Source organism: Microbacterium ginsengiterrae (assembly GCF_014205075.1).
Classification (GTDB): Bacteria; Actinomycetota; Actinomycetes; order Actinomycetales; family Microbacteriaceae; genus Microbacterium; species Microbacterium ginsengiterrae.
This window is the reverse complement of sequence record NZ_JACHMU010000001.1, coordinates 855,839-867,155: the sequence shown is the minus strand read 5'-3', so window position 1 is coordinate 867,155 and position 11,317 is coordinate 855,839. Positions and strand designations below refer to the sequence as shown.

Annotated in this window: 11 protein-coding genes; 8 read left to right on the top strand and 3 right to left on the bottom strand. The window is 65.0% G+C overall.

What is annotated here, in order from left to right:
- Positions 1–46: 46 nt before the first annotated feature.
- Positions 47–1,225: an acyl-CoA dehydrogenase family protein gene (locus tag HD600_RS04325; protein WP_184281761.1), complete on the bottom strand. Its 1,179-nt coding sequence runs from the start codon at positions 1,223–1,225 to the stop codon at positions 47–49.
- Between the two features lie 124 nt (positions 1,226–1,349).
- On the opposite strand from HD600_RS04325, the gene HD600_RS04320 reads away from it, so the two are divergent.
- Genes HD600_RS04320 through HD600_RS04290 form a run of 7 tightly spaced genes read left to right on the top strand, consistent with a single transcriptional unit; the run spans position 1,350 to position 8,216 of the window.
- On the top strand, positions 1,350–2,183 hold the full coding sequence (locus HD600_RS04320) for an SDR family NAD(P)-dependent oxidoreductase (RefSeq protein WP_184281759.1): 834 nt from the start codon (positions 1,350–1,352) through the stop codon (positions 2,181–2,183).
- Entirely contained in the window at positions 2,180–3,349 is a 1,170-nt protein-coding gene (locus HD600_RS04315; protein ID WP_144793070.1) for a thiolase family protein, read from the top strand. Before HD600_RS04320 ends, HD600_RS04315 begins: the two co-directional genes overlap by 4 nt.
- An 11-nt stretch (positions 3,350–3,360) precedes the next feature.
- Positions 3,361–3,786 (top strand): DUF3237 domain-containing protein, encoded by a 426-nt coding sequence (locus HD600_RS04310; protein ID WP_144793067.1) that lies wholly within the window; start codon positions 3,361–3,363, stop codon positions 3,784–3,786.
- Between the two features lie 33 nt (positions 3,787–3,819).
- The gene (locus HD600_RS04305; RefSeq protein ID WP_144793064.1) at positions 3,820–5,364 is read left to right on the top strand and encodes a class I adenylate-forming enzyme family protein; all 1,545 of its coding nucleotides are present in this window, start codon (positions 3,820–3,822) and stop codon (positions 5,362–5,364) included.
- A gap of 45 nt (positions 5,365–5,409) precedes the next feature.
- Positions 5,410–6,567 carry an acetyl-CoA C-acetyltransferase gene (locus HD600_RS04300; RefSeq protein ID WP_144793062.1) on the top strand — a complete coding sequence of 386 codons (1,158 nt, stop codon included), beginning with the start codon at positions 5,410–5,412 and terminating at the stop codon, positions 6,565–6,567.
- Between the two features lie 4 nt (positions 6,568–6,571).
- Positions 6,572–7,351 carry an enoyl-CoA hydratase/isomerase family protein gene (locus HD600_RS04295; protein WP_144793059.1) on the top strand — a complete coding sequence of 260 codons (780 nt, stop codon included), beginning with the start codon at positions 6,572–6,574 and terminating at the stop codon, positions 7,349–7,351.
- Positions 7,341–8,216, top strand: a complete 876-nt coding sequence (locus tag HD600_RS04290) for a MaoC/PaaZ C-terminal domain-containing protein (protein ID WP_144793056.1) — start codon at positions 7,341–7,343, stop codon at positions 8,214–8,216. Before HD600_RS04295 ends, HD600_RS04290 begins: the two co-directional genes overlap by 11 nt.
- A gap of 10 nt (positions 8,217–8,226) precedes the next feature.
- On the opposite strand, the gene HD600_RS04285 is transcribed toward HD600_RS04290, so the two are convergent.
- Positions 8,227–9,243 (bottom strand): TIGR03617 family F420-dependent LLM class oxidoreductase, encoded by a 1,017-nt coding sequence (locus tag HD600_RS04285; protein WP_184281757.1) that lies wholly within the window; start codon positions 9,241–9,243, stop codon positions 8,227–8,229.
- Positions 9,244–9,311: 68 nt separating this feature from the next.
- Here HD600_RS04285 and HD600_RS04280 point away from each other — a divergent pair, with 68 nt between their 5' ends.
- Positions 9,312–9,722, top strand: coding sequence for an EthD domain-containing protein (locus HD600_RS04280; RefSeq protein WP_184281755.1), 411 nt, complete (start codon positions 9,312–9,314; stop codon positions 9,720–9,722).
- A gap of 14 nt (positions 9,723–9,736) precedes the next feature.
- On the opposite strand, the gene HD600_RS04275 is transcribed toward HD600_RS04280, so the two are convergent.
- Positions 9,737–11,287 (bottom strand): class I adenylate-forming enzyme family protein, encoded by a 1,551-nt coding sequence (locus tag HD600_RS04275; protein WP_144793047.1) that lies wholly within the window; start codon positions 11,285–11,287, stop codon positions 9,737–9,739.
- Positions 11,288–11,317 lie beyond the last annotated feature (30 nt).

The window sequence follows — 11,317 nt, the reverse complement described above, 5'->3', positions numbered from 1 at the left end:
GCGGTGCGGACCATGGTCCGCACCGCCCTTCTTCACGTTCGAGTGATCATGCGAATGCCGGGATACCGGTCAGCGCCTGTCCCAGAATCAAGGTGTGCATCTCGACGGTCCCCTCGTAGGTGAGCACTGATTCCAAGTTGTTCTGGTGTCGGATGACGGGGAACTCCAGCGAGATCCCATTGGCGCCGAGAATCGTCCGCGCAGTGCGGCAGATCTCGATGGCTTCACGCACATTGTTCAGCTTGCCGAGACTCACCTGCTCGGGGCGGAGCTGCCCGGCGTCCTTGCGGCGTCCGAGGTGCATCGCGAGCAGGTACCCCTTCGAGTACTCCAGCGACATGTCGACGAGCTTCTGCTGCGTGAGCTGGAAACCGGCGATCGGTTTGCCGAACTGCTCCCGGTCGATGGCGTAGCGGCGCGCTGACTCGATGCTCGTTCGCGCTGCCCCCAGCGAGCCCCAGACGATCCCGTACCGGGCTTCGTTCAGGCACGACAACGGACCCTTCAGGCCGCGGGCGTCGGGCAGCATGGCATCTGAGGGAAGACGGACGCCGTCAAGTGCGATCTCACCGGTGGCGGAGGCGCGAAGCGACATCTTGTGCTTGATCTCCGCAACGGTGATGCCGGGGGAGTCGAGGGGGACGATGAACCCGCGGATGCCTTCGTCCGTCTGGGCCCAGATGACGGCGACGTCTGCGAAGGGTGCGTTCGAGATCCACATCTTCTGCCCGTCGATGATCCAGTCGTCGCCGTCGCGACGTGCCCGCGTCCTGAGGTTCGCGGGGTCGGAACCGACGTCCGGTTCGGTCAGGCCGAAGCATCCGATCAGTTCCCCGGCTGCCATGCCCGGTAGCCAGGCCTGTTTCTGCTCTTCGGAACCCCATCGCCAGATCGCGAACATGGCGAGGGAGCCCTGCACGGAGACCAAGGAACGGATGCCGGAGTCGCTTGCCTCGATCTCGAGGCAAGCGAGCCCGTAGGCGGTCGCTGACATCCCGGAGCACCCGTACCCCTCAAGGTGCATACCAAGAACGCCGAGAGACCCGAGCTCTTTGGCCAGCCCGCGCACGTCGGGGATCGAGCCGGCTTCGAACCACTCCGCGATATGCGGGTCGACGATGGCGTCGAGCGTCTGGCGGACAGCGCTGCGGATCTCCTTCTCATCATCTGACAGGAGCGCATCGAGGCCGGCGATGTCGGCGGGATCCGGCGCGGGTAGCTTCATGGGATCAGCGTGGCTCACAGGAGTCCTCCTCATTGACGATCTGCGGTGAGGAGCCGATACTCCGCTCCTTCGTTGATTATGCTACTGTAGCGGCCAAGCGCTTGGTAGGCCAATGGAGGTCGAGATGATGGACGGCAGGTTCGCGGGACGTCGAGTCCTCGTGGTCGGCGGCGGAGCGGCGTCGTCGACGGCCATGCAGGCGAACGGTGCGCAGATCGCCATCCGCCTCGCCACCGAGGGCGCACGCGTCGCAGTATCCGACATCGATCTGGTGCGCGCCGAGCACACCGTGGCGGCGCTCCCAGGCGGACGCGGCGTTGCGCTCCAGTCGGACGCATCCGATGTCGAGTCGAGCCGATCTCTGGTGGAGCACGCCGAGCGTGAGATTGGGCCTCTGGACGTGGTCGTCTGCAACGTCGGCGTCTCGGGTAACCAACCCGGTCGTGCGCAGAGCGTAGAGGACTGGCAGCTCGCGATGGACATCAACGTCCGCTCGCACTGGCTGGTGGCGCAGTCAGCGCTGCCCGGCATGATGGAGCGCGGCAGAGGTTCCTTCGTCTTCGTGTCCTCCACGGCCGGACTGATCTCCAGTGGGTACTCACTATCGTACGAGGCGACGAAGGCGTCGCTCCTTGCGGTGTCGCGACATTTCGGCGTGCGCTATGCAGATCGGGGCATCCGAGCCAACACTGTCGTTCTCGGTGTCATCGACTCGGACATGGTGCGCAGCGGCTTCGGGGACGCCGATGGACAGCGTGAGGCTCGAAACCTGATGCAGCCGATGCTTCGGCAGGGGCGCCCGGACGAGGCAGCGGCAGCGGTTGCATTCCTGGCATCGGACGATGCGAGCTTCATCACAGGCCAGAGCCTTGTCGTCGACGGCGGTCGTACCGCCGACGGCCGCTACGAGGCACGCTACGCAGCGCGGGACGCGCTTCGAGGGAAGGACAGATCATGAGAGAAGCGGTGGTCCGGGGCGTCGGCATGACGCCAATGGGGCGGTTCGAGGAGACAAGCCTGAAAGAGCTTGCCGCATCGGCGATCGATGAGGCCATGAAGGACGCCGGCGTCACCTTCGACGACATCCAGGCGGTATTCTTCGGCAACGTCGGCGCCGGCATCATGCACGGTCAGAACTCGATCCGCGGGGAGACGGTGACCCACCATATGGGGGCGGGCGTCATGGCGGTCAACAATGTCGAGAACGCCTGCGCGACCGGAGCCAACGCCATGCACCTCGGGTGGAGTTCCGTGGCGGGCGGTCAGTATGACACTGTTCTCGTCGTCGGCGCAGAGAAGCTCTACTCGCAGGACAAGGCGAAGAGCTTCGAGGTGTTCATGGGAGGCATGGACGTCGACTTCAGAGACTACGGCGAGGGTGCCGGCGTCACCCGCAGCCCATTCATCGACCGCTATGCGAAGGTGGCTGACTTCCTGATCCGCGAGCGCGGTGTCTCCGTCGAGAACTTCGCGCAGGTTGCGGCGAAGGCTCATGCGAACGGGGCGCTCAACCCGCTTGCGCAGCGCCGGACCCCCCGCACGGTCGAAGAGATACTCGCGGCACGACATGTTCTCGGACCGCTCACCGTGCTGATGTGCTCCCCTGTGGGCGACGGTGCGGCGGCAGCCGTGATCACTCGGGGTGACCTCGACAGGCGGAACGGGGACGTTCAGATCCTCGCATCGCAGCTGCGCTCACTCCCTGCCGACGCATCCGGCCCGTCCGACTCGCACGAATTCTCAGCCCAGGCTGCGTGGGAGCAGTCTGGGCTGGGACCCGAGGACATGGACTTCGCCGAGCTGCACGATGCCACCGCTCCGGGAGAGATCGTCTCCTGGGTGGAGTCGGGCTTGTGCCCGGCCGGCGATGAGGTCAAGTGGGCGGAGACCGGTCACACGACACTCGGTGGGCAGATGCCCGTCAACCCCTCCGGAGGGCTGGTGGCCCGAGGGCATCCGATCGGTGCGACCGGGATGGCCCAGGTGTACGAGGCGGTGACGCAACTCCGCGGCGGTGCGGGACAGCGGCAGATCGCTGACGCCCGTCGTGCGTTCGTGCAGTGCGGCGGCGGTCTGATCAAGGGAACGACTGCGGTGTCCGCCGCTCACATCCTCGGTATTTGAGAAGGAGAGACATGGAACTGGTTCATTTCGCGAAGTTGACCGCAAAGCCGAACTCGAAGCCGGACTTCGCCGGGCTGACGCCGCTGGGACAGCGCGTCGTGGTGGGCGTGACGGAGGGATCGCTCGTCGGCGACCGCATCGCCGCCGCGCAGCGAGGCGATTCCGCGGCGGATTGGCTGACCATCGGCCCAGACGGTACAGCCATCCCGGACGTGAGGATGGCTCTCAAGACCGAGGACGGTGCCTTCCTCTACATGGAGTACCGAGGTCGCGGCGATGCCTCTGCCGGAATCGACGGATCGACGATGTATACCGCGATCACGTTCGAGACGGCCGATCCGCGCTATACCTGGCTAAACAGCTCATTGTTCGTGGGCAAGGGGTCGATTGACATCGCCGCCGGAATCGTCGCGTACGACGTCTATCAGGTGCGCTGAACAGGGCGAGCAAGAACGCACGGTAGGAGAACTGTGGATCAGATTGGACGCGTACTCGTCGCGGGGGCTCAGCAGCACCCGGAGCGGGTGCTGTTGAAGACGACAGACGGGCTGACTCGCACGTATGCGGAGTTCGACGAGCGCACGACGCGACTTGCGAACTCGCTGCTGGGCGCCGGGTTCTCCCCCGGGGACAGGATCGCCGCATGGTCCGGAACCCGCCCGCAGTACCTGGAGCTGTATTTCGCGGTCGCCAAAGCCGGTCTGGTGCTCGTGCCTGTCAACTCGCTCTTCACCGAGCACGAGGCGTCATTCCAGCTCGGAGACTCGGGGGCGGTTGCGCTCTTCTACGAGGCGGACAAGGCGGACAAAGCGCGCTCTCTCGCGGACGAGCACGGTCTGCGTCTCCTCCCTGAGTTCGGCGACTGGCACGCGGCGGACAGCGAGTACGAGACCTTCCTCGCTGGAGGATCGGTTGTGCTGCCCCCCGAACCGGACGAGAACGCACTCTTCGTCATCTCATACACCAGTGGCACGACAGGGCGCCCGAAGGGGGCCATGGTCACACACCGCTCTTTGAAGAACACTGCGCGGAACCACGCCCACTCCTATCGCACGCCGCTCGGCAGCGTCTGCCTGTACTACTCGAACATGTCCTTCGTCGCCACGGTGCTGGGACTGCTCATCTCGCACGTCTTCGTGCGCGGAACGATCGTGATGATGATCGACGTCGACGGACCCGAGTCCGTCATGGAGGCGATCGGGCGCGAGAAGATCACCTTCACATTCGTGCCGACCCCGTGGATCCCAGCCATGACCGAATTGGCGAGGCAGCATCCCGACAAGTGGCAGCAGGTGCGCACCTTCGTGCATTCGACCTCGAAGGCGCCGCCCGCCCAGATGCGACGCTGGGCGGAGGTCGTCGGACACCGCTACCTCGAGGGGTGGGGGATGACGGAGGGTTCCGGGAGCCTTTTCACCGTCACGGACGTCGACTCCGTGTTGAAGGGGGCGGACGCCGACGATTTCTATGCGTCCGCGGGCCGCGCCGCCATCGACTGCGGAGTCCGCATCGTCGACGAGAACGGCGAGGACCTCCCGCACGATGGTGTCAGCGTCGGCGAGCTGGTGGTTTACTCTCCTGCCCTCGTTGTCGGCTACTGGAACCGCGACGAGATCACTGCGCAGTCGTTCCGCGACGGATGGTTCTACAGCGGTGATCTCGGAGCGATGGATGCACAGGGCTTCGTTTACGTCACTGAGCGACGGAATGATCTGATCGTCAGTGGTGGAATGAACGTCTATCCGTCGGAGGTCGAGGCCTGCATCGCTGAGATGCCAGAGGTGTCCGAGGTCGCGGTCGTCGGCGGCCCGCACGAGCGCTGGGGACAGACGCCCGTAGCCTTCATCGTTCGGAACACGGACGCGGTGCTGGACGAGCAGGCGATCGTCAGCCACTGCACGCAGTATCTGGCACGGTACAAGCGTCCGACGAGCGTGCGCTTCGTCGAGGATCTGCCGCGCAACGCGAGTCAGAAGGTGCTGCGACACGTACTGCGGAAACAGCTCGAGTCCTGACCGCTCCGGTGGCAGGCGGAACGACACACGAGATCGAGGAAGATGATGACAACGGCGTACATAGTCGAATCAGTCCGGACCCCCGTCGGCAAGCGCGGGGGTGGACTGGCGCAGATTCACCCGGCGGACCTGGCGGCACACGCGATCACCGCGTTGATCGATCGATCAGGGGTCGACCCGGCCCTCGTGGAGGACGTCATCCTGGGGTGTCTCGACAACGTGGGTCCGCAGGCCGGGTGCATCGCGCGAACCGCGTGGTTGGCTGCGGGATTCCCCACACACGTGCCCGGTGTCACCCTCGACCGCCAGTGCGGCTCATCTCAGCAGGCGGTGCATTTTGCCGCGCAGGCCGTCATGAGCGGCACGGCCGATCTCATCGTGGCCGGTGGCGTTCAGAACATGAGCATGATCCCCATGGGGACGGCCGCCGGGCTGGGCGCGCAGATGAATCTCGATGCAGACCCGTTCGAGGGATCGGAGGGATGGCGTGCCCGCTACGGCAACCAGCCCGTATCTCAGTTCCACGGCGCCGAGCAGATCGCTCGGCAGTGGAACGTCAGCCGCGAGGAGATGGAGGGCTTCGCGTTGGAGAGCCACCGTCGCGCCATCGCCGCGATCGATGCGGGGCGGTTCGACGACGAGATCGCACCCATCCGTGGCATCACGCAGGATGAGGGACCCCGACGGGACACGACGCTCGAACGGATGGCTGGACTGGCTCCGCTACAGGAGGACGGACGGCTCACCGCCGCTCTTGCGAGCCAGATCTCTGACGGCGCATCTGCGGTGCTCGTCGCGAGCGAGCGGGCGGTCAAGGAGTACGGTCTCACGCCGCTGGTCAAGATTCGCAACCTCGCCGTGGTCGGATCGGATCCGATTCTGATGCTGACTGGTCCGATCCCGGCCACTCAGCGAGTGCTGGAGCGTGCCGACCTCGGAATCGACGACATCGGAGTAGTCGAGATCAACGAGGCCTTCGCCTCGGTCGTCCTCGCGTGGCAGCGCGAGCTCGGAGCGGACCTGGATCGGGTGAACGTCAACGGCGGGGCGATCGCGCTCGGGCATCCGATCGGTGCGAGCGGAACGCGACTCATGACATCGCTGATCTCGGAGATGCGGCGCACCGGAAGTCGGTTCGGTCTGCAGAGCATGTGCGAGGGCGGCGGGCAGGCGAACGCCACGATTCTCGAACTCGTGGACTGAGGCCATGGAAGCGAGGGTCGACGCGCGCTTCGAAGGTCGGGTCGGGGTTCTGGAACTCTCGGGCCGCAACGGGACGAATCCCATGGACGAGGGTTTCGTGCGGGATCTGGATCACGCCGCTGAGCAGATCGCCGAAGCATCCTGCGCCGGTCGAGTCGACGTCGTCGTAATCCGCGCGCTCGGGCGACACTTCAGTGTCGGTGGCGATCTCGCCGATCTGGCGCACGTCGAGGACCCGTCCGCCGCCATCACTCGTATGACGGGCTTCGCGCACCGCGGCATTGCGGCGTTGTATGAACTGGAGGTGCCCGTCATCACTCGTTGGCAGGGGGCTGCGGCGGGAGGCGGGATCGGTCTGCTTCTTGTCGCGGACATCGTGATCGCGGGGCGTTCCGCGTCTCTGACGCCCGGGTATGGCGCCGTGGGGCTGTCGCCCGATGCCGGCGTCAGCTGGGGGCTGTCGCGTCGCATCGGACCGGGCCGCGCGTTGGACCTGTTGCTGGCGAACCGGCGACTCGATGCCGAGGCTGCCGTCGCACTGGGCGTTGCCACTGAGGTGGTGGACGATGCGGATCTCGACACGCGGATCGACGGCCTCGTCGCTCGGATACTGGATGTCGGAAGCGGCGTGATCCGCACGACCAAGCGGCTCGTGCGCGACGCGACATCCTCCACGCTCACGGAGCAACTCGCCGACGAGGCTGAGGGGATCGCCGAGGCTGCAGGTCGCCGCCGATTCCGTGCGGCTCTATCGAAGTACGCCGGAGGCTCCGATGGTGATTGACGCGGCGGCGATCGGTCGCTCCACGGCCCCGCAGCGCTTCTCCTGGACGAGTCGCGATTCGATGCTCTATTCGCTCGGGGTGGGCGCGGGAGCGTCCGACCTTTCGTTCGTCACGGAGAACTCACATGGCATCGTGCAGAGAGTGCTCCCGACTTACGCGGTGATCATCGCAGATGCCAGCGTCGCGCTCCCGCTACTCGGCGACATCGACATGTCGAAACTCGTTCATGGCGCACAGAGCATGCACGTGCATCGGCCTCTCCCTGTCGAGGGGGCGGTCGAAGTGACGGCGCGCGTCGATTCGGTCGTCGACAAGGGTCCGGGCGGAAATGCGATCGTCGAGCTCGTAGCGCGCGCTCTGGACATCGTGACGGGCGAGATGCTCGTGGAGACGAGGTCGACGGTCGTGCTCCGAGGAGGAGGTGGCTTCGGCGGCCCGGCGGGCGCTCGCACGCATCGCCACCAATTCCCCGAAAGGCAGGCCGATGCGGAGGCGTCGCAGCCGGTGCCGGCGAACCAGGCTCTGCTGTACCGGCTCTCCGGCGACCGCAATCCGTTACACAGCGATCCGTGGTTCGCCCGAGAGCGTGCAGGATTCTCGACGCCGATCCTGCATGGCCTGTGCACCTACGGTTTCGCCGGGCGAGCCCTGCTGGCTGAGCTGTGCGACGGTGACGACGCCGATCTCGTCGAGATGACAGCGAGCTTCACTGCGCCTGTCTTTCCCGGAGACACGCTGACCACCCGGATCTGGCGTATGAGCGCGACGGAGGCGTTCTTCCGCGCCTATGCACGAGGGGCGGAATCTGAGCCGCGCCTCGTTCTGGACCACGGTCGCGTGGGTGTCCGCGCGACAGCAGCCTGAAGGCGGCTCCTCAACGCTCGGACCGGAAGTCCGCGGCGATGGTGTGGAGCCGATCGGGGTCGACAGCGGGCCACCCGAAGTATGAGGAGGTCCGTGTGACCCGGTCTCCGAGATGCGCCTTAGCCAGCGCGGGCATGTCCTCCGGGCGTCCTTGGATCGCGAACTGATCGATGACGTCAGCGGGTACCACCTCGAGGGCGCGGTGCGTCTCTCGCGACTTCGAAAGCGCCGCCAAGTCCGGCTGCAGGTCGGCTCTGCCGATCGCCTCGAGCACGGGCAGGTACGACGGCGTCGAGCCGTAGAACGCGATCTGCATCGCCACCTGCTCGCGGCGAGCGGTGCGCTCTTCGGCCGTGTCTCCCATGATCATGAACAGCGGGATCGAGATCTCGAGGTCGTCGATCGTGCGTTCGGAACTGGCCAGACCGCGCTCGATCGCGGGGAAGGTCACGGTCTCGAGGTACTCCTTGTTCGTGAAGGCGTGCAGAATGATGCCGTCGGCCACTTCTGCTGCGGTCTCGACCATCTTCGGGCCAACCGCGGCCAGGTGTATCGGAATGTCGTGAGTGTGCGGCTTGGGTGCCCAGAACTCATTCATGAGTGTGTGGGAGTAGTGCTCGCCCACGAAGGAAAGCCGTTCACCGGTCCGCCATGACTCCCAGATCGCACGGAGGGCCAGAACGAACTCCCTCATCTGGTTTGCCGGTCGTCCCCACGGCATTGAGAAGCGTCGTTCGATGTGGGCCTTGACCTGACTGCCGAGACCAAGGGTGAACCGTCCGCCTGATGCGTCGGCGATGCTCCAGGCAGAGTAGGCGACGGTCATCGGATTGCGCGCGAGTGCGACGGCGATCGCCGTCCCGATCTCGATGCCATCCGTCTCTCGGGCGATCTCGTAGGCCTGAAGGAAGACGTCGATGCCTGTCTCCGTGCACCACACGCGGTCGAGCCCCGCCGCCTCGGCGGCGACGGCTCGTTCGCCGGAAACGAGCAGGTCCTTTTCAACGAGCGTTGTGTCGATGCGCATAATTGGTACCATACCAAGCGATTGCTTGTTATGGTACCAATGGTCGGCTCCTTCCTGCCGAGCCGTCCGTGACCGACGGAGGACACATGTACAAGCTCTTCTTCTGCCTTCGACGCCGTTCCGATCTGACGCGCGAAGAGTTCCAGGATCATTGGCACGGAATCCATGCAGACATCGCTCGACGTGGCGCCAGCGCGTTGGGTGCGGTGAAGTACGTGCAGAACCACACCGTGTCGTTTCCGGTCAACGATGCCCTCCGTGCATCGCGCGGTGCCCCCGAACCTTTTGACGGCGTCGTCGAGCTCTGGTTCGAGGCCGCTGACGATGTCGTCTCCACTTTTCACGAGCCGGCGGCGCGCGCAGCAATCAAGGCGCTCGTGATCGATGAACCGAACTTCATCGATCTCGAGGCGTCGCCGATCTTTCTCACCGAAGCTCACCCGATGTGGGATGCGAGGTCCGGGGGTCTCGAGGACTGAACTGAGGGCGCGTCTCAGCGAGTGGGTGCAACGCTCTCGCGCAGCACGCGGCGCAGCACCTTCTGACTCGCGTTGCGTGGCAAGGCGTCGAGAAAGCGGATCTCGGACGGGCGCTTGTAGCGAGCCAGATACGTTGCGCAGTGTCGGAGGATGTCCTCCTCCGTCACAGCGAGGCCTTCGGTTGCGACCACGAACGCGACGGGCGTCTCGCCCCAGCGTTCGTGGGGGACTCCGACGACGCTCACATCGGCTACGCCTACTGCGGCACGTATGCAGTTCTCCAGCTCGGACGGGTAGATGTTCATGCCGCCGCTGATGATGAGGTCCGTGCGACGCTCGGCGATGTAGATGTAGCCGGCCGAATCGATCGCGCCGAGGTCGCCCGAATAGAACCAGCCGTCCCGGAACGACTTGCGCGAGGCTTCCTCATTGTTCCAGTACCCGGTCACGAGTGTCGGAGAGGAGACGACCAGCTCGCCGACGGTCTCGCCATCATGAGGGAGTTCGTTGCCGTCCTCGTCGACGACGCGGACGACCGTATCGAGGACCGGACGGCCGACGGAGGCGTAGAAGTCTTTCGCATCTGAGCCGATCGTGGCGTCGTCGACGGACGTCACTGTGAAGAGGCTCCCTGAGCCCTCCGTCATGCCCCAGCCTTCGAGATAGCAGTGGGTGACCGCGTCGCGCCAGCGCCGAAGTTCCTCGGCGGGTGCTTTCGAGGCCGAATGGACGACGGAGCGCATCTGCTGCCAGCTCTGCGGGAACTTCGCGACGAGAGTCGTCATCGGCTCGATCCAGGGGGAAGGGATGAAAGTGAAGTTGGCCTTCTCTCGTCCGATGGCCTCGATGACGGACTCCGGTCCTGCGACCGGAGTCAGCATGACGATGGTGCCCCGAACGAAGATGTGGCCGAGAAGAAGGGCGAGGACGGTGGCGACGAACGACATGTTGGCGTGGTAGAGCAGAACGCTTCCCAGTGGCGTTCGATAGGAGTGCGCGTTCACCCGCATCGTGTTCTTCATCGTGCGATGAGTGACCATTGCTCCTTTTGGGCGTCCCGTCGTTCCGCTCGTGTATGAGAGGACATAGAGCGCGTTCTCGTCTGGATCGGGCAGCCGCGTCGTGGCTCCGGTGTGAAGGAATCGCTCGAAATCACTTTCGGAGTCGTGCCAGCCTCCGAAGCTGATGAGCCCGCGCAGACCTCTGCCCCGCGCGAGTTCCTGGGCGTCCGCTTCCTTCTCGGTCGAGAAGAACATCGCGACAGCGCCTGAGTCGTCCAGGAGGTAAGCCGCCTCGTGCACCGTGAACAGTGCGTTCAGCGGGACCAGCACGAGTCCTGCCTTCGCGACCGCGAGATAAAGCTCGAGATACTGCGGGCAGGTGCTCGACCAGGCGGCGATCCGGTCTCCCGTCTGGAATCCGGCGTCGACGAGAGCGTTCGCGAGCCGTGAGGTCCGCTCGTCGAGATCCGCATATGTGCGGCACAGTCCATCAGTGGTCTTGAGGGCGGGGCGTTCGGGCTGTTGGCGAGCTGCCAGCTCGAGAATTCTGCCGATTTGATCCACGTTGATCTCCTACCAAATGATTGCTTGGTT

Bases quoted from the DNA above. Each gene is read 5' to 3' on its own strand.
- HD600_RS04325 (WP_184281761.1), bottom strand. From the start codon at position 1,225: ATGAAGCTACCCGCGCCGGATCCCGCCGACATCGCCGGCCTCGATGCG.
- HD600_RS04320 (WP_184281759.1), top strand. From the start codon at position 1,350: ATGATGGACGGCAGGTTCGCGGGACGTCGAGTCCTCGTGGTCGGCGGC.
- HD600_RS04315 (WP_144793070.1), top strand. From the start codon at position 2,180: ATGAGAGAAGCGGTGGTCCGGGGCGTCGGCATGACGCCAATGGGGCGG.
- HD600_RS04310 (WP_144793067.1), top strand. From the start codon at position 3,361: ATGGAACTGGTTCATTTCGCGAAGTTGACCGCAAAGCCGAACTCGAAG.
- HD600_RS04300 (WP_144793062.1), top strand. From the start codon at position 5,410: ATGACAACGGCGTACATAGTCGAATCAGTCCGGACCCCCGTCGGCAAG.
- HD600_RS04295 (WP_144793059.1), top strand. From the start codon at position 6,572: ATGGAAGCGAGGGTCGACGCGCGCTTCGAAGGTCGGGTCGGGGTTCTG.
- HD600_RS04290 (WP_144793056.1), top strand. From the start codon at position 7,341: ATGGTGATTGACGCGGCGGCGATCGGTCGCTCCACGGCCCCGCAGCGC.
- HD600_RS04285 (WP_184281757.1), bottom strand. From the start codon at position 9,243: ATGCGCATCGACACAACGCTCGTTGAAAAGGACCTGCTCGTTTCCGGC.